The 22,770-nt window shown below is 30.9% G+C and carries 23 protein-coding genes; 9 read left to right on the top strand and 14 right to left on the bottom strand.

Features of this window, described 5'->3' with window-relative positions:
• Positions 1–59 precede the first annotated feature (59 nt).
• Both rpsT and mutM read right to left on the bottom strand, forming a co-directional pair.
• Positions 60–320 (bottom strand): 30S ribosomal protein S20, encoded by a 261-nt coding sequence (gene rpsT / locus ACTT83_RS03705; protein WP_440916867.1) that lies wholly within the window; start codon positions 318–320, stop codon positions 60–62.
• A 49-nt stretch (positions 321–369) separates the two neighbouring features.
• The gene (gene mutM, locus ACTT83_RS03700) at positions 370–1,233 is read right to left on the bottom strand and encodes a bifunctional DNA-formamidopyrimidine glycosylase/DNA-(apurinic or apyrimidinic site) lyase (RefSeq protein ID WP_440918794.1); all 864 of its coding nucleotides are present in this window, start codon (positions 1,231–1,233) and stop codon (positions 370–372) included.
• 32 nt (positions 1,234–1,265) lie between these two features.
• Between mutM and ubiE the strand changes: the two genes are divergently transcribed.
• Genes ubiE through ACTT83_RS03670 form a run of 6 tightly spaced genes read left to right on the top strand, consistent with a single transcriptional unit; the run spans position 1,266 to position 6,380 of the window.
• Positions 1,266–1,970: a bifunctional demethylmenaquinone methyltransferase/2-methoxy-6-polyprenyl-1,4-benzoquinol methylase UbiE gene (gene ubiE, locus ACTT83_RS03695; protein ID WP_440918793.1), complete on the top strand. Its 705-nt coding sequence runs from the start codon at positions 1,266–1,268 to the stop codon at positions 1,968–1,970.
• Entirely contained in the window at positions 1,970–3,538 is a 1,569-nt protein-coding gene (gene ubiB, locus ACTT83_RS03690) for a 2-polyprenylphenol 6-hydroxylase (RefSeq protein ID WP_440918792.1), read from the top strand. Before ubiE ends, ubiB begins: the two co-directional genes overlap by 1 nt.
• Before the next feature lie 8 nt (positions 3,539–3,546).
• Complete coding sequence (gene coaBC, locus ACTT83_RS03685) at positions 3,547–4,752, top strand: bifunctional phosphopantothenoylcysteine decarboxylase/phosphopantothenate--cysteine ligase CoaBC (RefSeq protein WP_440918791.1); 1,206 nt, start codon at positions 3,547–3,549, stop codon at positions 4,750–4,752.
• On the top strand, positions 4,752–5,189 hold the full coding sequence (gene dut / locus ACTT83_RS03680) for a dUTP diphosphatase (RefSeq protein ID WP_440918790.1): 438 nt from the start codon (positions 4,752–4,754) through the stop codon (positions 5,187–5,189). The genes coaBC and dut overlap by 1 nt, the downstream gene beginning before the upstream one ends.
• Complete coding sequence (locus tag ACTT83_RS03675) at positions 5,186–5,944, top strand: HesA/MoeB/ThiF family protein (RefSeq protein ID WP_440918789.1); 759 nt, start codon at positions 5,186–5,188, stop codon at positions 5,942–5,944. Before dut ends, ACTT83_RS03675 begins: the two co-directional genes overlap by 4 nt.
• On the top strand, positions 5,925–6,380 hold the full coding sequence (locus tag ACTT83_RS03670; RefSeq protein ID WP_440918788.1) for an SH3 domain-containing protein: 456 nt from the start codon (positions 5,925–5,927) through the stop codon (positions 6,378–6,380). The genes ACTT83_RS03675 and ACTT83_RS03670 overlap by 20 nt, the downstream gene beginning before the upstream one ends.
• Here ACTT83_RS03670 and ACTT83_RS03665 read toward each other — a convergent pair.
• From ACTT83_RS03665 to ACTT83_RS03650, 4 genes are all read right to left on the bottom strand, one after another.
• Positions 6,377–6,619, bottom strand: coding sequence for a DUF2061 domain-containing protein (locus ACTT83_RS03665; protein WP_440916859.1), 243 nt, complete (start codon positions 6,617–6,619; stop codon positions 6,377–6,379). The genes ACTT83_RS03670 and ACTT83_RS03665 overlap by 4 nt on opposite strands.
• Positions 6,619–7,215: an aspartyl/asparaginyl beta-hydroxylase domain-containing protein gene (locus ACTT83_RS03660; RefSeq protein ID WP_440918787.1), complete on the bottom strand. Its 597-nt coding sequence runs from the start codon at positions 7,213–7,215 to the stop codon at positions 6,619–6,621. The genes ACTT83_RS03665 and ACTT83_RS03660 overlap by 1 nt, the downstream gene beginning before the upstream one ends.
• 24 nt (positions 7,216–7,239) lie before the next feature.
• Complete coding sequence (katG, locus tag ACTT83_RS03655) at positions 7,240–9,477, bottom strand: catalase/peroxidase HPI (protein WP_440918786.1); 2,238 nt, start codon at positions 9,475–9,477, stop codon at positions 7,240–7,242.
• 109 nt (positions 9,478–9,586) lie between these two features.
• The gene (locus tag ACTT83_RS03650) at positions 9,587–10,015 is read right to left on the bottom strand and encodes a Fur family transcriptional regulator (RefSeq protein ID WP_440918785.1); all 429 of its coding nucleotides are present in this window, start codon (positions 10,013–10,015) and stop codon (positions 9,587–9,589) included.
• A 73-nt stretch (positions 10,016–10,088) separates the two neighbouring features.
• Between ACTT83_RS03650 and fabA the strand changes: the two genes are divergently transcribed.
• Genes fabA through ACTT83_RS03635 form a run of 3 tightly spaced genes read left to right on the top strand, consistent with a single transcriptional unit; the run spans position 10,089 to position 12,589 of the window.
• The gene (gene fabA / locus ACTT83_RS03645) at positions 10,089–10,589 is read left to right on the top strand and encodes a bifunctional 3-hydroxydecanoyl-ACP dehydratase/trans-2-decenoyl-ACP isomerase (RefSeq protein ID WP_440916855.1); all 501 of its coding nucleotides are present in this window, start codon (positions 10,089–10,091) and stop codon (positions 10,587–10,589) included.
• Positions 10,589–11,800, top strand: coding sequence for a beta-ketoacyl-ACP synthase I (gene fabB, locus ACTT83_RS03640; RefSeq protein WP_440918784.1), 1,212 nt, complete (start codon positions 10,589–10,591; stop codon positions 11,798–11,800). The genes fabA and fabB overlap by 1 nt, the downstream gene beginning before the upstream one ends.
• A gap of 3 nt (positions 11,801–11,803) precedes the next feature.
• Positions 11,804–12,589 carry an enoyl-ACP reductase FabI gene (locus ACTT83_RS03635; protein WP_440918783.1) on the top strand — a complete coding sequence of 262 codons (786 nt, stop codon included), beginning with the start codon at positions 11,804–11,806 and terminating at the stop codon, positions 12,587–12,589.
• A 6-nt stretch (positions 12,590–12,595) separates the two neighbouring features.
• On the opposite strand, the gene ACTT83_RS03630 is transcribed toward ACTT83_RS03635, so the two are convergent.
• From ACTT83_RS03630 to lnt, 8 genes are all read right to left on the bottom strand, one after another.
• Positions 12,596–13,300 (bottom strand): FkbM family methyltransferase, encoded by a 705-nt coding sequence (locus ACTT83_RS03630; RefSeq protein WP_440918782.1) that lies wholly within the window; start codon positions 13,298–13,300, stop codon positions 12,596–12,598.
• A gap of 58 nt (positions 13,301–13,358) precedes the next feature.
• Positions 13,359–15,431 (bottom strand): polyribonucleotide nucleotidyltransferase, encoded by a 2,073-nt coding sequence (gene pnp / locus ACTT83_RS03625; RefSeq protein WP_440918781.1) that lies wholly within the window; start codon positions 15,429–15,431, stop codon positions 13,359–13,361.
• A 57-nt stretch (positions 15,432–15,488) separates the two neighbouring features.
• Positions 15,489–15,737: a 30S ribosomal protein S15 gene (gene rpsO, locus ACTT83_RS03620; RefSeq protein WP_440918780.1), complete on the bottom strand. Its 249-nt coding sequence runs from the start codon at positions 15,735–15,737 to the stop codon at positions 15,489–15,491.
• Positions 15,738–15,749: 12 nt separating this feature from the next.
• A complete protein-coding gene (gene rbfA / locus ACTT83_RS03615) occupies positions 15,750–16,118 on the bottom strand; it encodes a 30S ribosome-binding factor RbfA (protein WP_440918779.1) in 369 nt (122 codons plus the stop codon).
• Positions 16,118–18,340: a translation initiation factor IF-2 gene (gene infB / locus ACTT83_RS03610; RefSeq protein ID WP_440918778.1), complete on the bottom strand. Its 2,223-nt coding sequence runs from the start codon at positions 18,338–18,340 to the stop codon at positions 16,118–16,120. The genes rbfA and infB overlap by 1 nt, the downstream gene beginning before the upstream one ends.
• Before the next feature lie 10 nt (positions 18,341–18,350).
• Positions 18,351–19,904, bottom strand: coding sequence for a transcription termination factor NusA (nusA, locus tag ACTT83_RS03605; RefSeq protein WP_440918777.1), 1,554 nt, complete (start codon positions 19,902–19,904; stop codon positions 18,351–18,353).
• Between the two features lie 99 nt (positions 19,905–20,003).
• Positions 20,004–21,173: a methionine adenosyltransferase gene (gene metK, locus ACTT83_RS03600; protein ID WP_440918776.1), complete on the bottom strand. Its 1,170-nt coding sequence runs from the start codon at positions 21,171–21,173 to the stop codon at positions 20,004–20,006.
• Positions 21,166–22,704: an apolipoprotein N-acyltransferase gene (gene lnt / locus ACTT83_RS03595; RefSeq protein WP_440918775.1), complete on the bottom strand. Its 1,539-nt coding sequence runs from the start codon at positions 22,702–22,704 to the stop codon at positions 21,166–21,168. The genes metK and lnt overlap by 8 nt, the downstream gene beginning before the upstream one ends.
• Positions 22,705–22,770 lie beyond the last annotated feature (66 nt).

The raw sequence follows: 22,770 nt of genomic DNA, 5'->3' as shown, positions 1-22,770 counted from the left end.
TCACAGATTTTGTAGATTTAAAAGTTGTATTACAATTAACAACCTGAAGTGTTATTAATCTAGATTGATGCTATTTTTTTGGTAAACCTTGAAACGTTTCTAGAAGCGTTTTGTTTCTTTACGATGCCTGTTTTAGCTATTTTCATCAACTCAGAATTCAACTTAGGTAAGAACTTTAAAGCCTCTGACTTCTTTTTAGCTTCAATTAAAGAATTCATTTTCTTCAAAGCATTTTTATATCTACTTTTTCGAGCCTTATTAACAGCTGTTTGTTTTGAAATTCTTCTAATTCTTTTGATTGCAGATTTTGTGTTAGCCATATGCGCAGGGGTATAACTTGAGAATGAATTTTGGTCAATTAAATAATTATTATATTTGGCAGATATTACAAAAAAAAGATGATCTATTGGAAATCATTTTTTTTTTAATAATTCCGTTGCATCCAGACCTCTTACAATTAAGTCCTTTTCTCTCATAAACATTAAAATTCTTTTGGAAATTTCCTGATTTACCTGATGTGTTTTTAAAATCTCTAATACTTGATCCCCCCTTCTTGATAGCATTAATCAAAACCTTTTTAGAATTAAATATTATTTTTTTACAATCTTCTTTATTTAATAAAGATACTTTTTTATCAGGTTTAATTTTACATAAAAATAAAATTTCACTTGCATAAATATTTCCTATCCCTGATACAAAATTTTGATCTAATAGAAAGTTTTTTATATTTTTTGTTTTTCCTTTTAAAAAAGAATAAATATAACTTAAGTTAAATTCTGATTGAAAAGGTTCTGGTCCAAGTTTAGAGAGTCTTTTATCCAAAAAATGTTCATTAACCACTATTTCAAAAAAACCAAATCTTCTTGGATCGTTATATACAATTTTAAGATCATCAAAAACTATTTCTACGTGATTATGTTTTTTAGGTAATGTAGGTGAGCTATAAAAACTAGTATTAGTCACCAAACTTTTTTTTCGATTATAAATTAGATGAATAGTTCCTGACATACCCAGATGTAAAAGACAATAACTTTGATTTGACAGACAAATAATCAGATATTTTGAAAATCTTTTTACTTTGATTATTTTTTTGCCCTCGAGGAATCTTGGAAAATTAAGTGGGATTTTAGTTCTTAAATTTCTATTTCTAACTATTACTTTTTTGACCTTTTTTTGTTTAATCTTTTTGTCTAAAGATTGACGTACAATTTCTACTTCTGGTAATTCTGGCATTTAATACTATATTGATTATATATTTTTGAATTATGCAACAATATCTACAAAATAAAAAAGGATTAGTCCAAAATGTGTTTAATCAAGTGTACGATCGTTATGATCTAATGAATGATTTTATGTCATTAGGGATTCATCGATTGTGGAAAAAAAGTCTATTAAATATGATGAATCCATCCAGTAATCAAAATTTAATTGATGTTGCCTGTGGTACTGGAGACATAGCTAAACTATTTGTTAAACATGTAAATAAATTATCTCGTATTGCATGTGTCGATCCAAATAAAGGGATGATAAGTAAAGGGAAAGAAAAGTTATCTAAGTTTAAAAATATAAATTGGATTATATCTCCAGCCGAAAAAATTCCTTTATCTGATAATTTATTCGACTTTTACACTATAAGCTTTGGTTTAAGAAACACTGCCAATATAGATAAGGCTCTTTCTGAAGCTTATAGAGTTTTAAAACCAGGGGGTCGTTTTTTATGCTTAGATTTTTCAAAAATTCAGAATACAAATTTAGAAACCCTTTATAAAAATTACTCTAAGCTAATACCTTCTATTGGCAAGTTTGTTGTTGGTGAAAAACAGCCGTATGAATATCTAATTAAAAGTATTGAAGATTTTTTAAACCAGGAGGAATTAATTGATGCAATGGTTAAAAACAATTTTAAAAAATGTACTTATAGAAATTTATCAGGTGGAATAGTTTCTATTCACAGTGGATGGAAATTTTGATGATAAAAAAATTAATTATTCTCTTTAAACTTGGAAGAAAAGTAGCTTGTTCTGATATTTTAAATATTGTATCAAAATTTAAGGAACCACCTTTAGCTATAAAGATTTTATTTAAGATATTATCATTTTCCTTTTCACCGAAAAAACAAATGGATGCAAATAAAGACGAGGGAGAGAGATTGTCTGACTCTTTAGAGTCAATGGGAACGACTTTTATTAAACTTGGCCAATTTTTAGCAACCAGACCTGATATAATTGGTGAAGAACTTTCCAAAAAACTTGAAAACCTTCAAGATAAACTGCCACCATTTTCTCTGTTACAGGCTAAAGAAATAATTAAAGATGATCTAGGTAATGAAAGTTACGACTCTATAATAAATTTAAGTGAACCAGTTGCAGCTGCTTCAATTGCTCAAGTCCACAAAGCTCAAATAAATGACAATGGAGTTCTTAAGGACGTTGCAATTAAAATTCTAAGACCAAACATAAAAAAAATATTTAATGAGGAAATTGATGCAATAATGCTTTTTGCTTTCTTAATAGAATCATTTATTAAAAAGACAAAAAGACTCAAGCTGGTAGAAGTAGTATTTTTATTAAAAGAAATCACAAATCTAGAAATGGATTTAAGATTTGAAGCAGCTGCTGCAAATGAATATGCTGAAAATACAAAGAATGATGTTGGATTTAGAGTTCCTCAAATTTATTGGAATTATACAAGCGAAAATGTAATGACCCTAGATTGGGTGGATGGAATATCTATTAGAGAAACAGAAGAACTAAAAAATAAAGAATTAAATACTGAAAAAATTGCAGAGGATATTATTCAAAATTTTTTAAGGCATGCTGTAAGAGATGGTTTTTTTCATGCAGATATGCACCAAGGCAATATTTTCATAGATAATGATGGTCAAATTGTTCCGATTGATTTTGGAATTATGGGTAGATTAGATAAAATGAGTAAAAGATTTTTAGCTGAAATTTTATTTGGTTTTATTCAAAGAGATTATCGTAAAGTTGCTGAAGTACATTTGATTGCAGGTCTTGTGCCAAAAGAAGTTCCAATAGATGATTTAGCTCAAGCCCTAAGATCCATAGGTGAACCAATTTTTGGTCAAGCAGTTAAAGATATTTCTGGAGGAAAATTATTAAAGCAACTATTTGATGTCACAGAAAAATTTAACATGCAAACTCAACCTCAGCTTCTTATGTTACAGAAAACTATGGTTGTTGTTGAAGGTGTAGCTAGAAAATTAAATCCAAACACAAATATTTGGACCACTTCAAAACCAGTTCTTGAAAGTTGGCTAAAAGAAACAAAAGATCCAATGACAAAACTAAATGAGACACTTCAAAATACATCTGAAGTAATAAAAAGATTACCAGAATTTCCTGAAATTATGGATAAAGCTAATCAAGCTCTTACTTATCTTGCTAGTGGACAAATCCCACAAAACTCAAATTCCTATACGGCCTTAAACACTCAAAAATCAGAAATGACTGCTTTTAGAAACCAATCTATTATTGGTTTATTAATCCTTGTAATTTTTGGTCTTTTAATATTTTAATTCAGTCGATGAAAGATTTATCAAACAAAAAAGTTCTTTTTATAATATGTGGTGGAATTTCTGCTTACAAAAGTCTTGAGACGATAAGAATGTTTAGAAAGAATAATGCTGAAATAAAAACAATACTAACTAAAAGTGCAAAGGAGTTTGTAACCCCACTATCTGTAGCCTCTTTATCTCAAGGTAAAGTTTATGATGATTTATTTAGCATAGAAAATGAGACAGAAATGGACCATATTTCTTTATCAAGATGGGCCGATGTAATCATCGTCGCTCCAGCAACTGCCAACACCATTTCCAAATTAAGCCAGGGTAACTCAGACGACTTAGCATCCACAGTTATCCTAGCTTCAAATAAACAAGTTTTTTTAGCTCCAGCAATGAATGTTAGAATGTGGGAACATCAGTCTACACAAAATAATCTTAAAACATTGAAAGGTTTTGGCTACAAAATTATTGGGCCTGAAATAGGTGATATGGCTTGTGGTGAATATGGTGAGGGTAAAATGTCTGAACCTTTAGTTATTTATGAAGAAATTCAAAATTTTTTATTTAGTAAAATTAAAAATAATAAACTCAAAGCCCTAGTAACTGCGGGTCCTACTAATGAATATATAGATCCTGTAAGATTTATTACAAATAAATCTAGCGGTAAACAGGGTTACGAGATAGCAAGATCGCTCTACAAAAGAGGTTTTGATACCACTTTAATATCTGGACCTACAAACCTAAAAATAGATGAAAATATTAAATTAATCAAAGTTGAGACTGCTGAAGAAATGTTTAGGGCCACTCAAAAAAATCTTCCGACTGATATAGCTGTATTTGCTGCTGCTGTTGCTGATTTCAAAACTAGTTATGAACATAAAGAAAAGATTAAAAAAGTTGATAATTTAACATTAAACTTAGAAAGGAATATCGATATTTTGAACTATGTTTCTAATCATAACTCTATGAGACCAAAAATGGTTATAGGTTTTGCTGCTGAAACAACAAGTTTAGAGAAAAATGCTGTGCAAAAATTAAAAGACAAAAATTGTGACTGGATAATAGCTAACGACGTCTCAAAAGATGAAAGTGGTTTTGATAATGAAAATAATGAAGTTACAATTTTCTATAAAAATGAAAAAATGAAAAAAGAGAAACTTTCATTAAAAAAGAAGTCAGAGATTTCAGAGGAAATTGCAGATAGAATAGTTGCTCAAATAAATTAATGGTTAAAGTTCTAATCAAAAAACTTGACCCAGCTGTACAATTACCCGAATATAAAACCAGTGGCGCATCAGGTGTAGACTTAATCGCATTTATAAAAGAACCCATTAATTTAAAACCTAAAACATCTGTTTTAATTCCCACAGGATTATCTGTTGCTTTCCCAGAAGATTTCGAGATTCAAATAAGACCAAGATCAGGTTTAGCAGCCAAAAATAATATTAGTGTGTTAAACACTCCAGGAACAATTGATAGTGATTATAGAGGAGAAATAAAGGTTATCATCTATAATCATGGTAATGAAAATTTTTCAATTAATAATGGTGATAGAATTGCTCAAATGATATTAGCACCTGTGGTCAAGATGGAATTAGAAGAAAAAAATGATTTACCTAAGTCTATCAGAGGTAAAGGTGGATTTGGTTCAACAGGCAAATGAGTATCAATTTAGATAAAAATCAAATAGAGAGATTTTCAAGACAAATAGTTTTAAAAAATATTGGAAGCTTAGGTCAAAAAAAAATTATTGGAGCTAAAGTTTTAATTATTGGAATGGGAGGTTTAGGTTGTCCTGCGGCTGAGTTTTTAGCAAGAGCAGGTGTAGGTGTTTTGGGCATTGTCGACCCTGATATTGTTAATTTATCAAATATTCACAGACAAAGTCTTTACAGCATCGAGGACTTAAAAAAATGCAAAGTAAAATCTGCTCAAAAAAAATTAAAAAAGATAAACTCAAAAATAAAAGTAAACGCGTATAAAATAAGATTAAATATTAAAAATTATCAAAAAATTATAAAAAATTATGATTACATAATTGATGGATCAGATAATTTTGAAACAAAGTTTTTAATGAATGATGTTTCAAGAAAATATAAAAAATTTCTTGTAACTGGAGCAATAAGTAAATTTGATGGTCATATTTTTAGTTTTGATTTTAAAAATAAAAAAACACCTTGTATAAGATCTTTTTATCAAGAATATGAGATTTCAGACGATATATTAAATTGTGAATATGAAGGCATCTTGGGGACAGTAGCTGGTATAATAGGAATTATGCAAGCGAATGAAATTTTAAAAAAAATTTTATCTATCGGTAAAAATTTGAATGGTCAAGTTTTGGTTATAGATCTATTAAATCTGAATTTTAGAAAGATTAAATTTAAAAAGTTAAAAGATGTTAAAAAAAAAATTTAAACTTTTTCTTATAATTTTATTTTTATTATCTTTTACCTCATTAAGTTATGCTCAAGAAACTTTCGTGTCTTTAAAGAAAAGTAAAGTGAATGTAAGGTATGGACCGAGTTTTGAATCTCCTATAAAGTTTATTTATAAAAAAGTGAATTTGCCTCTAAAGCAAATTGATAAAAAAGAGAACTGGCGAAGAGTAATTGATTTTAAAAACAACAGCGGATGGATACATTGGTCTCAATTAAAAAAAATAAATTCAATCATTCCCACAAAAGACAAAATTTTATTCAAAAATCCGACAAATTTCTCTAAACCATTGGCTAAAATTAAAAGTGGAAGAGTTCTAATAGTTCAAAAATGCAATGGAATTTGGTGCAAAATAAATACGGATGATTTTGAAGGTTGGATAAAGACAGACAATATTTGGGGTGTATTAGATTAAGAGTTTTTTGATTTACTTGCCCACCACTTATCTAAAATAAAATACCATATAGAATTAGCTATTGGTTCTACTATTGCGTCTGTTAGTGCTATCATAAAGCTGACATCAGCAACAAACATTAAAACAGTTATAGCTATAGCAAAATGACCTATTGTATAAATAATGGTTCTTAAAATTGAACCTCTATTATTTGTGTAAATCTGACCAGCAGCTTTGAATATGCCAGTTGTTAATTCCATTATTTTTTAAACGGACTATCAAGCACACAAGCAACTAGGTGCACTCTAGCCTGTTCTCCACCATTAAAAAAATTATGATATTTCGTATTATTTGTTATCCATACCTTACCATCAGCTGGAAGATGTTTTGCTACATTTTCAATTACCATTGAACAGCCTTTATTAGTTATAATGGGAACATGCAGTCTGCATTCAGGATCTTTATGCCAGCTTAATGTAGATCTTGGCTCTTTTAATAATAATCTAACTCTACCTAGTTTAAACCTTTTACTTAAAGTCTCATAAACTTCTTTAAAATAAGTATTTTCAAATTCAGGAACTAATTGAGTATATTTTGACTCATCAATATCAACATCTCTAGAAACTTCTTTTCCAGTTTCATCTGCAATTGTCCAATATTTTCCTCTAATATTATTTCCTTCGATAGAACTTCTGTCATTTGGGATTTGATTTAATGGTATCGCTCCAAAGTGGGTAACCCCTGGTGAGTTAAACTTTTTAGCTTTTAAAACTTTATCCAAATCATTTCTCAACTTTGATATATCAAAATTAAGATTAGGAACTTCGTAGAAGTCCTCAAAGTTTGCTGTTCCCATATTTTTTTGTCCTGTTTTATAGAATTAGTTTAATTTCAAATCAAATCGATCAGAATTCATTACTTTTACCCATGCCGAGATAAAATCTTTAACAAATTTATCACCCGAATCTTCACATGCATAAACTTCCGCTAGAGCTCTTAGTTGAGAATTTGAACCAAAAATTAAATCAACTCTTGTCGCCTTCCATTTAGTTTTTTGAGTTTTTCTATCTTTACCAATAAATGTTTGTTCAGATTTATCTTCCTCTTTCCAAGTCGTGTTCATGTCTAAAAGATTTATGAAATAATCGTTAGTAAGAGAACCAGGTCTGTTAGTAAAAACACCATGTTTCGAGCCGTCAAAGTTTGTATTTAATACTCTCATTCCACCTACAAGTGCAGTCATTTCTGGAGCTGTTAAACCCATCAATTGAGCCTTATCAACCAGTTTTTCCTCTGCAGAAACATTTGAAGCTCCACCATTTAGATAATTTCTAAAACCATCTGCTTGTGGTTCTAAAAGACCAAATGAGTTAATATCGGTCTGATCTTGTCTTGCATCTCCTCTTCCTGCTGAAAATGGGACTTGAACTTTATAGCCAGCTTTTTTTGCAGCCATTTCGATACCAACACCACCAGCTAGTACAATTAAGTCTGCCATTGAAACACTTTTCTTTTTGCTATCAAATTTGCTTTTAATTTTTTCTAAAGCTTTAATTACAGTTAATAATCTTTTTGGATTATTCACTTTCCAATTTTTTTGTGGTTCCAACATTATTCTTGCACCATTAGCACCACCTCTTTTATCAGAGCCTCTGAACGTAGATGCTGAAGCCCATGCAGTAGAAACTAAATCTGAAATTGATATTTTTGATTTAGAGATTTTACTTTTTAAATCTTTAACATCCTTTGATTTAAGTTTGTATTTAGGCTTATCAATTGGATCCTGCCAAATTAGTTGTTCTTTTGGAACCTCGCTACCGAGATAGCAAACTCTTGGTCCCATATCTCTGTGAGTTAATTTAAACCATGCTCTCGCAAAAGCATCGTGAAATTCTTTTGGATTTTGGTGAAAATGTTTGGTTATAGGTCCATAACTAGGATCAACTTTCATCGATATGTCGGTTGTTTGCATCATAGGTGGATGAAGCACACCTTTTTGATGTGCATCGGGAACCATTTTAATCTGTTGTCCATTTTTCTTCGGAGTCCATTGATGAGCACCGGCGGGACTTTTCGTAAGCTCCCACTCATGTCCATATAAACAATCCAAATAACCCATGTCCCATTGAATTGGATTTTGAGTCCAAGCGCCCTCAATACCACTACTTATTGTATCAACACCTTTTCCAGATTTATATCCACTATTCCATCCAGTTGACTGGTCTTGAAGTCTTGAAGCCTCAGGATCTGGCCCTTTGAATGACTCAGATGCTGCACCATGGGATTTTCCAAACGTATGCCCTCCAGCAACTAATGCTGCTGTCTCATAGTCATTCATAGCCATTCTACCAAATGTCTCTCTAATATCATGTGCTGCTAATTTTGGATCTGGATTAGCATCAGGACCTTGGGGATTTACATAGATTAAACCCATATGTGAAGCTCCTAATGGCTGCTCTAAATCTCTCTTTCCACTATATCTTTCCACGCCTAACATTTCTTTCTCTGAGCCCCAATAAATATCATCTTCTGGTTCCCAAATGTCAGTTCTTCCAGCTCCAAAACCAAAAGTTTTAAAACCCATTGAATCTAAAGCTACGTTTCCAACAAGTATAAATAAATCTGCCCAAGAAATTTTTCTTCCATATTTCTTTTTAATAGGCCATAAAAGTAATCTAGCTTTATCTAAGTTTACGTTATCTGGCCAAGAATTAAGTGGCGCAAATCTTTGATTGCCCGTTCCTGCTCCACCTCTACCATCACCAGTTCTGTAAGTTCCTGCGGCATGCCAAGCTAATCGGATAAATAATGGGCCATAATGACCATAATCTGCTGGCCACCACTCTTGAGAGTCTGTCATTAATTTTTTTAAATCTCTTTTTAATGCTTTGTAATTTAGTTTTTTAAATTCTTTTGCATAATTAAATTTTTTATCCATGGGATTAGATAAGTTTGAGTGCTGACTAAGAATTTTTAGATTCAAGCTATTTGGCCAAAAGTCTCTTACTGTCTGACCTCTTCCTGCAGAAAACTTTGCTGGTGTCCCTGCACCCGTAAAAGGACATTTGCTCATTTGATTGGCTTTAAAAGACTTGTTTTTGAAATTTTCAGTACTCATAACTTTTGTATTTCCCCCATGGTTATTTGAATTATTAATTTATAATAGTTCTAAACTAAATGTCAACAGTTTAGAACGATTATAATATAAATTTTGAAAGAAAGGTTTTTTAATTCTGATTTTGAGTATCACTCGCAACTCTTACCAAAACTTCCACAGAACTAATTTTTTTTCCAGTAATATTGTTTTTGATATTAACTTTTCCAATTTCGTTATCATTACAATCTATAAGTAAATTTGTGTCCTCATCATAAAAATGATGATGCTTAGTAATATTTGTATCAAAATAACTTTTATCGCTACTAATTGTAATTTCTTTTAAATATCCTTTATCTTTGAAAGCATGAACTGTGTTATAAATTGTAGCTAAAGATATTTTTTCATTAAAATTTTCTGAAATGTTTTTTGCTAAATCATTAATTGTAAAGTGAAATGTTTTGTCTCTATTAAATAAGACTTCACAAATTTTAAGTCTTTGTTTAGTGGGTCTTAGACCAGAATTTCTTAATTTGCTAACAAATTCGCTATTTTTTAACATTGTTAATTATAATAATTCTAAACTTTATGTATATTATAATGGTTTAAAATCAAGTATTAAGGTGATCTATTTTATGAAAAAAAACTCCTATTCTTATGAAGAGCTTATAAGTTGCGGAAACGGAGGTCTTTTTGGTCCTGGAAATGCAAAATTACCGCTTCCACCAATGTTAATGTTTGATAGAATTACAGAAATTAATGACAAGGATGGTGCTTTTAAAAAAGGCTCTTTAAAGGCTGAATTAGATATAAAGAAAGACCTATGGTTTTTTGATTGTCATTTCAAAGAAGATCCTGTGATGCCTGGATGTCTTGGTCTTGATGCTATGTGGCAACTCGTAGGATTTTATTTAGGCTGGATTGGAAATCCAGGAAAAGGCAGAGCCTTGGGCGTTGGTACAGTAAAATTTACAGGAGAAGTTTTACAAAATGTGAAATTAGTCAAATATGAAATCGATATGAAAAAAATTATGTCTCCTGGTGGCACAACAGTTGGTTTGGCTAATGGGATATTATTAGCAGATGAAAAAAAAATTTATTCAGCAGATAATTTAAAAGTGGGGTTATTCAAATAATGAGAAGAGTTGTAATAACTGGTTTAGGAGTAGTCTCTTGTTTAGGCAATAATCAAGAAGAAGTTCATCAATCTTTATTAAATTCAAAATCAGGAATCTCATTTGCCGAGGAATATAAAGAGCATAATTTAAAAAGTCACGTGCATGGCAAGCCAAACATCAAACTTGAAGATCATATAGATAGAAAAACAATAAGATTTATGGGTTCAGGCTCAGCTTATAACTATATTGCGATGAAAGAGGCAATCAAAGATTCTGGTCTTGAGGAAAAAGAAGTAAGCAACTTTAGTACTGGTATAGTTATGGGTTCAGGAGGGCCTTCAATTGAGAACGTTATTTTAGCAGCTGACAAAACAAGAGCAAAAACCCCAAAATTAATGGGTCCTTTTATAGTTCCAAGAACGATGGCTAGTACTGCATCTGCTACTCTAGCAGTTCCATTTAAAATCAAAGGAACTAATTATACAATGAGTTCTGCATGTGCAACTAGTGGACACTGCATAGGAAATTCTATGGAATTAATTCAAATGGGTAAACAAGATATTGTTTTTGCGGGTGGTAGTGAAGAGATTCATTGGGCGATGACAGCAATGTTTGATGCTATGACAGCTTTATCATCAAAATATAATGATACTCCACAATCTGCATCTAGAGCTTATGATAAAACTAGAGATGGATTTGTAATCGCTGGAGGTGCAGGTGTCTTAGTACTTGAAGAATACGAACATGCTAAAGCAAGAGGGGCTAAAATATACGCAGAATTAACTGGTTATGGTGCAACTTCGGATGGATACGATATGGTAGCACCATCAGGTGAAGGTGCTGTTAGATGTATGAAATTGGCGATGACAAATGCTAAAAATAAGATTGATTACATTAATACTCACGGAACATCTACTCCTGTTGGAGACATAACCGAGCTTAATGCTATTAAAGAAACTTTTGGAGATAAAATTCCAAAAATAAGTTCGACAAAATCTTTATCGGGTCATCCTTTGGGTGCTGCTTCAGTACATGAAGCTATTTATTGTCTAATAATGATGAAAAACAATTTCATTACAGGTTCAGCAAATATTACAGATATGGATGATGATGCTAAAAAGTTTCCTATCATATCAAAAACTGAAACAGGTGCAGTTTTAAATACAGTAATGTCAAATAGCTTTGGTTTTGGTGGAACTAATGCTGCTTTAATTTTTGAAAAGGTTTGATTTATGAGTTTAATGAAAGGTAAAAGGGGATTGATCATGGGTGTTGCCAATGAAAGATCTATTGCCTGGGGTATTTCTCAAAAACTTTCAGAAGCTGGAGCAGAACTAGCATTTACATATTTAGGTGATGCATTAAAAAAAAGAGTAATTCCTCTAGCAGAAAAATTAAATTCAAATGTCACATTTAGTTGTGATGTTGAAAATAAAGATGAAATAGTAAAATTATTTGAAGATATTAAGTCCCAGTGGGGAGAAATTGATTTTGTAGTGCATGCAGTTGCTTTTTCAGACAAATCAGAATTATCAGGTGAATATTTAAATACAACCAGAGAAAATTTTTTGAGGAGTATGTTAATATCATGCTTTTCATTTACGGAAGTAGCAAAGGAAGCTTCTAAAGTAATGAAAAAAGGTGGAAGTTTACTCACATTAACTTATGAGTCTACTAAAGCGATTCCAAATTATAATGTAATGGGAGTTTGTAAATCAGCTTTAGAATCTAGTGTTAAATACTTAGCTAGAGATTTGGGTGCTCAAGGCATGAGAGTAAATGCAATAAGTGCAGGCCCAATCAAAACATTAGCTGCATCTGCAATCGGTGATGCAAAATTTTTATATAAATGGAATGAAGACCATTCTTTCCTTAAGAGAAATGTAGATATCCATGATGTTGGAAATTCAGCATTATATCTTTTAAGTGACCTTGCAAATGGTGTTACTGGTGAAATTCACTATGTAGACGCCGGTTACAACAAAGTTGGAATGCCAGACCCAAAAAATATTTCTTAAAAAAACTTAACCTCTAAAAATAGAAGCTATTTTGAATTTATTTTTTGTTGGATAAATTTTTTGAACCATAAGTTGATAAAACAAAGTTCTCATTTTTAAAAAATTTTTTTTGATTTTATTTCTATTAAAAACCATATGATGATATGAGAGGATACAATACAATTTATTTAATTTTACAAAATCATAAATATCTTTTTCAAAAAGAAATTCGCCTCCCTCAATATCTACTTTTAAAATTTGAATTTTAGAACCTGAATTATTTATCTGAATCTTGATTATTTCCTTTAAAAATTTTTTTAGGTTTATTTTAGATTTTTTAGAATTTTGTTTATTCTTGTAATTAATAATACTACTCTCAGATTTTCCAAATTCGTTTGTATTTGAATAAAGATAAGCAATGGTCTCTTTTTTTGACAATCCAAAATTGTATATTTCTGGCTTATATTTAAACTCATTTAGTTGTATGTTTTTTTTTAATACTTCAAATGCTATTTTATCAGGTTCGAATGCAAATACCCTCATACCAAGTTTAGCTGCAACTAAAGTGTAAGGGCCAATCCATGCTCCGATATCTATAAAAATTTTACCTTTTTCAGCTTTTTCTATTACAAAGTCTAAATCTTTATTTTCCCAATTGTTAAGATTATCCCAAAATTCCTGGTAATCGTTATGATCAACTACAAAACTTAGACCTTTAAAATTTATTTCCATTAAATTTTATTGAATATCAGATATTCATAAAGTTACTGGTATACCTACTATTAGCTTATCATTCAGCTGCTTGCTTCATAGAGAGTTTTACTTTCCCTCTGTCGAAACCGATAACTTTAACTTTTACTTCGTCACCTTCTTTCACTACATCAGTAACTTTAGCTACTCTTTTATCTGCAAGTTCTGAAATATGAACAAGACCATCTTGTTTTCCTAAAAAATTAACAAATGCACCAAACTCCATAATTTTCATAACTTTACCTGAATAAATTTTATTTAGTTCAGCTTTAGCGGTGATGTCTTTAATCATTTGCATTGCAATATTTCTAGACTCTTCATCTGGAGCAGCAACAGTCACGACTCCTTCATCATTAACATCTACTTTAGCACCTGATTTTTCAACAATCTCCCTAATTGTTGCACCACCTTTTCCAATAACGGCAGCGATGTCTTTCTTATCAACATTAATTTTTTCCATTTTTGGAGTATGTTTTCCAACATCGGATCTTGATGCTGATAATGCTTTATTCATTTCTCCTAAAATATGGACTCTCCCATCTTTAGCTTGACTTAATGCTTGCTCCATAATTTCAAAAGTAATGCCAGTAATTTTTATATCCATTTGTAGTGAAGTAATTCCTTCTTTTGTTCCAGCAACTTTAAAATCCATATCACCTAGGTGATCCTCATCACCCAAAATATCTGATAACACGCTAAAGTCATCATCTTCTTTAATTAGACCCATTGCTATACCTGCAACTGGTTCTTTTATTGGCACTCCTGCATCCATTAATGCAAGTGATGTTCCACAAACAGTAGCCATTGATGAAGAACCATTGGACTCTGTAATTTCTGATACTACTCTAAAAGTATAAGGAAATGACTCTTTTGAAGGTAATGAAGAATGAATTGCTCTCCATGCTAATTTACCATGACCTATTTCTCTTCTACCAGTTCCTATTCTACCTGTCTCACCAACAGAAAAAGGTGGAAAATTATAATGAAGCATAAATCTTTCTCTTTGTAATCCATCTAAGCTCTCAATTCTTTGTTCATCATCAGATGTGCCTAAAGTGGCAGTTACGATTGCTTGCGTTTCGCCTCTGGTAAACAAAGCAGAGCCATGTGTTCTAGGCAAAACACCAACCTCACATGAGATTGGCCTTACATCAGACAAACCCCTACCATCAATTCTATTTTTATTTTTTAATATATCTGTTCTGACAATTGTTTTTTCAAGATTTTTTAGTTCAGAATTTACATCAAGATCAGTATAGTTTTCGTCTTCCTCATAAAGTTTTTTTGCTTTATCTGTAATTTCCGAAATTTGATTTGATCTGTCTTGTTTATCTCTTGTCGCAAATGCTTTTTTAAGATCTTCTGTGAATGTTTCCTCTAGTTTTTTCCTCACATCAGATAAATCTTTCTTTTCAACAGTCCACTCAGGTTTTCTACATTCCTCAACCAGTTCCTCTATCATTTTAATGACTGGAACAAATCCTTCATGACCAAATTTTACTGCATTTAACATCTCTTCCTCTGTTAACCCGCTCGCCTCAGACTCGACCATAAGCACAGCATCTTTTGTACCAGCAACAACCAAATCTAATTTTGATTTTTCAAGTTCAGTTTTTGACGGATTCAAAATATATTTGCCGTCGATATATCCAACTCTAGAAGCTCCGACAGGGCCCATGAATGGCATTCCTGATATAGCTAAAGCTGCAGAGGATGCAATAATTGATAAAATGTCTGCTTCATTTTCTTTATCATAGGAAATTACAGTTGGTAACAACTGGACTTCATTTTTAAATTCATCAGGAAACAATGGTCTGATCGGTCTATCAATTAATCTTGAGATTAATGTTTCACTTTCAGTTGGTCTTGCTTCTCTTTTAAAATATCCACCAGGAATTTTTCCTGCTGCATAGTATTTTTCCTGATAATTTACAGATAATGGAAAGTAATCCATGTCTGGATTCACTTTTTTTGCTCCAACGACTGTTGCTAAAACTACTGTCTCACCACATGTTGCGATAATTGCTCCGTCTGCCTGTCTTGCTACTTTACCTGTTTCTAAACTTATCTTCTTCCCTGCTACTTCAACTTCTTTCTTGTATACTTTAAACATTTCATTTCCATTTCGTTTCGTTCGTTTCGTTCCATTCCGTTCTATCTATCTTGACTCTTATTTTCTCAAATTCAATTTCGACAGGACATTCTTGTAAGAATCTATCTTATTTCTTTTAAGATAATCTAACAATTTTTTTCTTCTATTGACCGCTCTCAATAATCCAACAGATGAATGTTTATCTTTTTTGAATTGTTTGATATGTTTTGAAAGCGTTTCAATTTTTTCTGTTAACAAAGCAATTTGGATTTCTGATGATCCAGTATCTTTTTCATGCATTGCTAACTCTTGAGCTTTTTTATTCATACTTCCTTTTTCCTATTTATTTGTTTGTTTAATTAAATTCTCTATTTTTTCAGCATACTCAAAGGACTCATCTTTTCTAAAAAGTAGTTTTGGCAAAAATTTCATGACTATTTTTCGAGATAAAATTTTTCTAATTAGAAAGGAGTATTCTTTCAAAATATTAACAGTTTCTTCTGCATTTTTTCCTCCTAGAGGTAGCACATATGCTTTGGCTATTTTCAAATCTTGACTCATTCTCACTTCAGTAACCGTTATAGTATTTGTTTCTAAATTCGGAACTTTAGCCTCATTTCTTATAAAAATCATGCTTAAAGATTGTTTGATCATTTCACCCACTCTTAATTGTCTCTGTGAAATTGGTTTTCCTATCCTATCTGCCATTATATTGTCCTCTCTTTAGATGTAACACTAAAAGCTTCTATTGTGTCATTTTTTTTAAAATCCATGTAATCTTTGAGTGCAATTCCACACTCTTGACCATTGTTAACCTGTTTTACTTGATTTTTTTCTCTAAACAAACTTCCAACTTTTCCTGTAAAAACAATTGACCCATCTCTAATAACTCTTACATCTGAATTGCTATTAATTTCGCCCTCAGTTACTTTAGAGCCAGCAACTTTACCAGCACCTGAAACTTTGAAAATTTCTAAAATTTGTGCAGTTCCAATTACTTTTTCCTCCAAATCAGGTGTTAATAATCCAGACATTCTTTTTTTTACAAAGTCTAAAACTTCATAAATAATATTGTATGATGAAATATTTATTTTTTCATTTTCAGCAAGTTTTTTGGCTTCCTTGCTAGGCTTTACATTAAACGCTATCAAAACTGCATTCGAAGCTTTTGCCAAAGTCACATCTGTCTCAGTTACCATTCCAATATCAGCCAAAATTATTTTGGGTTTTACCTCATCATGCTTGATTTGACTTATTGCATTTTTTATTGCCTCAGAGGATCCGTGAACATCAGACTTGATTATAAGATTTAATTCTTCAGTAGACTTGTTAGAAAAAGCAGATTCTTGAGTGGCAAATGTCAGAGGATTTTTAGTATCTATATTTTCTTGAGCTCTATTTTCACTTAAAGTTTTAGCCTCTTTCTCGTTATCTAAGACTATAAAATCGTCTCCAGCTTTTGCAGCACCATTTATTCCAAGTATTTCTACCGGAGTAGATGGTGACGCTTCATTAATATTTTTTCCCTTATCATTAATAATAGCTCGAACTTTACCCCATTTTAGACCACTTACAAAAAAATCTCCTTTTTTTAAAGTCCCAGTAGTAACAATGATTGTTGCAACTGGACCTCTTCCAATGTCAATTTTCGACTCTAAAACAACCCCTGTGGCTTTTGATTCAAAATCAGTTTTAAGATCTAGAATTTCAGCTTGAAGGATAATTGCTTCAATAAGTTTATTTAAATTTGATTTAGTTTTTGCTGATATTTCTACCATCAAAGTATCTCCTGATAAATCTTCAGCTATTAACTCATGTTCAAGTAATTGATTCTTAATTTTTTGTGGATCAGCTTCTGGTAAATCACATTTATTGATTGCTACAACTATTGGAACATCAGCAGCCTTTGCATGCTTTATTGACTCAATTGTTTGTGGTTTAACACCATCATCTGCAGCAACAACTAGAACAACAATATCTGTTAATTTTGATCCTCTTGCTCTCATTTCAGTAAAAGCTGCATGGCCTGGTGTATCAATAAATGTTAATTTATTTGATTGATTATCTATTTGATAAGCACCGATATGTTGAGTTATTCCACCAAACTCTCCTGATACCACATTTGCACTTCTTAAAACGTCTAGAACTGAAGTTTTACCATGATCTACATGACCCATAACAGTTATTATTGGTGGTCTATTTTTTAAGTTTTCAGTCCTTGAAGCTTTAATTTTTTGAATTATCTCCTCTGCCTTTTCTTCTCGAATAGGGTTGTGACCAAATTCTTTAACTAAGTACTCCGCGGTATCAGCTGCTAAGTTTTGATTAATTGTTACAGTAACTCCCATTCCAAACATATGTTTAATAATATTACTAGATTGTTCTGCCATTCTATTTGCAAGTTCTCTTACAGTGATAACCTCTGGAATATTTACATCTCTTTTGACAGGCTTTAAACTTTCTTGAACTTCTTCTTTAGTTAAACTTCTATTTTCTTTTTGTCTTGCTCTTTTTACAGATGCTAAGCTTCTTTCTCTCGCTTCAATTTGATCACTTAAAGCTCGAGAAACTGTTAATTTTAATTCTCTTTTTTTGATCCCAGATTTTGAAGACTTTTTATTTTTATTTTCATTTTCTTCTTTAAGTCTTCTGGTAGCTCTTTGCTCAGCTAATTTACGTCTTTCAAAATCACTTTTTAGAAGCGGTGATTTAGGAATGTAATTTGGTTTTCCAAAAGTTCCTTTGTTGTTAGTAAAATTATTTTTGATCTTTGATGGGTTAGATTTAAATGAACCACCTTTACTAGTAAATTTACCAGTTTGTTTTTCGATTATTACAGAATTCTTTCCAAGATTTTTTGCTTTATCTATATTTTTAATAGACTTTTTGGCTATGCCACCTGATATTGTTAATTTTGTTTTTTTTTCCATTACGCATCTCTCAATCTTTATAAACAATATTTCTTGCAGACATAATCAGTCCATCTGCTTCTTCTTTAGATAAAGCAAAGTCTTCTAAATAACCTTGAATTTTTACCCTTTCACCTTTTACCACATCATATCCACCAGTTAACTCATCTGATGCTAGATCTGCAAAATCTTGAAGCGTAAGAATTTTTTGGTCACCTAAAGTAACCAGCATTCCAGGAGTTAATCCCTTCAAATTTATTAGTCCATCATCTAGGCCTAGTTCCTTAATCCTCTGAGAAATATCTTCTTGATCTTTTTGATGAAACTCTTTTGCTCTCTCTATGAGAGCTTTTGCAGTTTCCTCTTCTATTCCTTCAATTTTTAACAGATTTTCTGCTGAACTATCTTTTATATCATCGATAGTAGAATAACCCTCAGCCACAAGAAGCTGTCCAAGTGTTTCATCTAACTCTAAATTCTTCACAAAATTTTCTGTTTTCTCCTTAAACTCTAATTGTCTTCTCTCTGAATCCTCTGCATCTGTCATGATATTTATCTCAAAATTCAACAATTTTGTAGCAAGCCTTACATTTTGTCCTCTTCTCCCGATAGCTTTACTTAAATTTTCTTCTGTAAGTATCACATCTAGTTTTTTTCTTTCTAAATCTACATTTACTCTTTGCACTTCAGCAGGAGATAAAGCATTAGATACTAATATTGCGGGATCCTCAGACCAATTTACAATGTCAATTTTTTCACCTTGTAATTCATTAACAACTGCCTGAACTCTCGATCCTCTCATTCCCACACATGCTCCAACTGGATCTAGTGATGTATCAACTGCTTTAACACAAATTTTTGCTCTACTTCCTGGATCTCTAGAAGATGATTTAATTTCAATCAGACCATCATAAATTTCGGGTACTTCTTGAACAAAAAGTTTTTCCATAAACTTTGGGTGAGCTCTTGATAAAAAAATTTGTTGACCACGAGGCTCACGTCTTACATCAAAACAATAAGCTTTTATTCTATCTCCAGCTTTTATATTCTCTCTTGGTATAATTTCATTTTTTTGAATTATTGCTTCTGTTCTCCCAAGGTCTACGATTACATTACCAAACTCTAATCTTTTCACTATTCCACTTAATATCGAGTCTTTTTTATCAATGAAATCATTAAATTGTCTTTCTCGCTCTGCCTCTCTAACATTAAAATTAATTACTTGTTTAGCTGTTTGGGCAGCAATTCTTCCGAAATCAAATGAAGGAAGTGGTTGTAAAACTTCATCTCCGATCACTTTGTCTTTATTAGTCTCGTTTAATGTAATTGCGTCCTCTAATTTAATCTCAGTATTTGTATTTTCTGGATTTTCTGTAACAATCAATTTTCTAAAAATTTCAATATCACCATTATCTCTATTAATCATTACCTTAATCTCATTATCCTGACCAAATTTAGATTTTGCTGCTTTAGCAATCCCAGTTTCCATTGAACTAATAATAAGTTCTTTATCAATTGATTTTTCTAAAGCCACTGCCTCTGCAATTCTTAATAGTTCAAGTTTATCAGCTCTTTTATTTAACATAATTTAATTTTATCCAAAAAAAAATGGGCCAAAGCCCATTTTGATAATTCAACAATGTAAATGCATATATAAAAGTTTTTTTTTATTTTTCAATAAAAACTATTTTAAGAAAATGTCAGATTTGTTGGTATTTTCCCAAGAAAAAGCGCCTTCTTTATCCGGCTTCCTTCCAAAATGCCCATATGCAGATGTTTTTTCATATATAGGTTTATTGAGCCCTAACATCTCTCTTATTCCTCTTGGGCTAAGATCAAAACTTTCTTTAATCTTATCTTCAACAAATTTATTTTTGTCTAAATCATTATCAAAAAGATTTACATAAATAGATAATGGTTTTGATACACCAATCGCATAAGCTAATTGAATCAAACATTTGTCGGCAATTTTTGATGCAACAACATTTTTAGCAATATATCTGGCTGCATAAGCTGCAGACCTGTCAACTTTAGTTGGATCTTTTCCAGAAAAAGCTCCCCCACCATGTGGAGCAGCACCACCATAAGTATCTACAATAATTTTTCTACCTGTTAAGCCACAATCTCCATCAGGACCTCCTATTACAAAATTTCCAGTTGGATTTACATAGAATTCATCTTCATTAAAACCTTCCAAGAAACTTTTTGGTATAGAATTTATCAAATATGGTCTTAATAATTCTCTAACCTGTTCTTGGTTAACATTGGCAGTATGCTGAGAAGATATTACAACTGATTTTACTCTTGCTGGTTTACCATTTTCGTATTCAAAAGTTACCTGGCTTTTAGAGTCTGGTTCAATATTTTTTAATCTACCTGATTTTCTATCCTCTGCCATTAACCTTAAAATTTTGTGAGAAAAATGAATTGGTGCTGGCATTAAAACATCAGTTTCATTACAGGCATAACCAAACATAATACCTTGATCTCCTGCTCCTTCATCTTTATTTCCAGAAGAGTCTACACCCATAGCAATATCGCTTGATTGTGAATGAAGATGGCTTTCTATTTTCGTAGCTTCTTTCCAAGTAAAACCTTCTTGATCATATCCAATATCTTTAATGCACTCTCTTACCTTATTGATTAAATCGTCTTTTTTAATTTCTGGTCCCCTGACCTCACCAGCTAATACAACTTTATTTGTAGTTGTAAGCGTTTCACATGCTACTCTCGAATATGGATCGTTAGACAAATAAGTGTCCACTACCATATCAGATATCCTATCCGACACCTTATCTGGGTGTCCCTCTGACACGGACTCGCTTGTAAACAGAAAATTTTTTAAATTACTCATTTTTGATCCTATTAAATGAAAAAGTTAGTATAATATACAACAAAATTAATAGGAAAAATATTTTATTTCCATATTTAGAAAACAATGTTGGTTTTAATTCTTTTATAATTTCTAAATCAATATAACCTGAAACTCCATAATCTATTTTATTCTCTATAAAACCTAATGGATTTATTATTGCTGCCATCCCATTATTTGATGATCTGATAACATATTTTCCATTTTCAATTGCTCTAAATTTACTATGTATGAAATGTTGTTTAGGTCCAATAGATTTACCAAACCATCCATCTTCTGAAATATTTAATATAAAATCAAAGTCAAAATTTTTAGTTAAATTTCCACTATAAATAATTTCATAGCAAATTAGTGGCAAAAAATTAAGTTTTTTGTTATCATTTTTGAGCTGGATAATTTCTCTCTTATCACCTTTGTTAAATGACCCAATTTTGTTTGTAATTGTTTTCAAACCAAATTTATTAAGAACATTTTCTAAAGGAACAAATTCACCAAACGGTACAAGATTAATCTTATTATAATTATCAATTAAATCTAATTGACTATCAAATATTGAAAATGAATTATAATAACTGTAATCATTATTCATATTTTTTCTGCCTGTTATTCCTAAACCGATTAAGTGATTATCATTAAAATGTTTTACAAATATATCTTTGTATAAATCTAATTGATCTTCATAGGTGTTGGGTATTATTCCTTCTGGCCATACAAAAAAAATCTTTTTTTCTTTAATGGGCGTACTTATTGAAATTAACTCGTTAATCACAGTCTCTGCATTAATATTTTTATAGTATCTATCTAAACTTATATTTGTTCCAATTGCTCTAACTGCAAAAGGAAGTTCTTTTTCTTTACTGTTATAAAAATTTTTTTTTAACATTTCCCCGTATACATAAAAAGTAATAGGCAATAACGATAAAAAGATACACACAACCACTTCTTTTTTAGATTTTCTTAATATGAAAAGGGCAGGAGCTGTAAAAAAACTTACTACTATAAGATTTAATGAATAAGTTCCTATTATTGATAAAATGCTCAAGAAACTATTAATTTCAGAAAAACTATAAATTACCAAGTTCCATGGGAATCCAGTTAAAATTGTTCCTCTAATAAACTCTATTAATCCAAATAAAAGAGAGTATAGGAAAAAAGCACTTAATATATTTTTCGGTTTGTATAGATAAAAAATAGCAACACATAATGCATAAAATAAACCTAAAAATGCTGGGATGACAATTAAAGATATAGGTATTAAAAAATTAAAACTTTGATCAAAACTTAAAGATATAGTTAACCAATACAAACTGGACAAAAAATAACTAAAACCAAACAACCATCCATAATAAAAGAATTTTTTTATTCCATGTTTAAAACTCTTAAATAAAAAAGTAAAAAAAATACTAAATGTAAAAAAATTTAAAAAAAAAAAATTATAAGGAGGTAGACTTAAGGAAGTTAAGCTTCCTAAAAAAATTATTAATAAAGTCTCAAATATAAAATTTTTTTTCAATTTAAAATGGAAGTTTTTTCTATAAATTTAAAAATTTTTTTTTCTTCATTTACCATCTGTTTATAC

The organism is Candidatus Pelagibacter sp., from assembly GCF_052049775.1.
GTDB lineage: Bacteria > Pseudomonadota > Alphaproteobacteria > Pelagibacterales > Pelagibacteraceae > Pelagibacter.
The sequence above is the reverse complement of the archived record's forward strand: the minus strand, read 5'-3'. Positions and strand labels throughout refer to the sequence as shown.

Coding starts and splice junctions, on each gene's coding strand:
- rpsT (WP_440916867.1), bottom strand. CDS start 320: ATGGCTAACACAAAATCTGCAATCAAAAGAATTAGAAGAATTTCAAAA.
- mutM (WP_440918794.1), bottom strand. CDS start 1,233: ATGCCAGAATTACCAGAAGTAGAAATTGTACGTCAATCTTTAGACAAA.
- ubiE (WP_440918793.1), top strand. CDS start 1,266: ATGCAACAATATCTACAAAATAAAAAAGGATTAGTCCAAAATGTGTTT.
- ubiB (WP_440918792.1), top strand. CDS start 1,970: ATGATAAAAAAATTAATTATTCTCTTTAAACTTGGAAGAAAAGTAGCT.
- coaBC (WP_440918791.1), top strand. CDS start 3,547: ATGAAAGATTTATCAAACAAAAAAGTTCTTTTTATAATATGTGGTGGA.
- dut (WP_440918790.1), top strand. CDS start 4,752: ATGGTTAAAGTTCTAATCAAAAAACTTGACCCAGCTGTACAATTACCC.
- ACTT83_RS03675 (WP_440918789.1), top strand. CDS start 5,186: ATGAGTATCAATTTAGATAAAAATCAAATAGAGAGATTTTCAAGACAA.
- ACTT83_RS03670 (WP_440918788.1), top strand. CDS start 5,925: ATGTTAAAAAAAAAATTTAAACTTTTTCTTATAATTTTATTTTTATTA.
- ACTT83_RS03665 (WP_440916859.1), bottom strand. CDS start 6,619: ATGGAATTAACAACTGGCATATTCAAAGCTGCTGGTCAGATTTACACA.
- ACTT83_RS03660 (WP_440918787.1), bottom strand. CDS start 7,215: ATGGGAACAGCAAACTTTGAGGACTTCTACGAAGTTCCTAATCTTAAT.
- katG (WP_440918786.1), bottom strand. CDS start 9,477: ATGAGTACTGAAAATTTCAAAAACAAGTCTTTTAAAGCCAATCAAATG.
- ACTT83_RS03650 (WP_440918785.1), bottom strand. CDS start 10,015: ATGTTAAAAAATAGCGAATTTGTTAGCAAATTAAGAAATTCTGGTCTA.
- fabA (WP_440916855.1), top strand. CDS start 10,089: ATGAAAAAAAACTCCTATTCTTATGAAGAGCTTATAAGTTGCGGAAAC.
- fabB (WP_440918784.1), top strand. CDS start 10,589: ATGAGAAGAGTTGTAATAACTGGTTTAGGAGTAGTCTCTTGTTTAGGC.
- ACTT83_RS03635 (WP_440918783.1), top strand. CDS start 11,804: ATGAGTTTAATGAAAGGTAAAAGGGGATTGATCATGGGTGTTGCCAAT.
- ACTT83_RS03630 (WP_440918782.1), bottom strand. CDS start 13,300: ATGGAAATAAATTTTAAAGGTCTAAGTTTTGTAGTTGATCATAACGAT.
- pnp (WP_440918781.1), bottom strand. CDS start 15,431: ATGTTTAAAGTATACAAGAAAGAAGTTGAAGTAGCAGGGAAGAAGATA.
- rpsO (WP_440918780.1), bottom strand. CDS start 15,737: ATGAATAAAAAAGCTCAAGAGTTAGCAATGCATGAAAAAGATACTGGA.
- rbfA (WP_440918779.1), bottom strand. CDS start 16,118: ATGGCAGATAGGATAGGAAAACCAATTTCACAGAGACAATTAAGAGTG.
- infB (WP_440918778.1), bottom strand. CDS start 18,340: ATGGAAAAAAAAACAAAATTAACAATATCAGGTGGCATAGCCAAAAAG.
- nusA (WP_440918777.1), bottom strand. CDS start 19,904: ATGTTAAATAAAAGAGCTGATAAACTTGAACTATTAAGAATTGCAGAG.
- metK (WP_440918776.1), bottom strand. CDS start 21,173: ATGAGTAATTTAAAAAATTTTCTGTTTACAAGCGAGTCCGTGTCAGAG.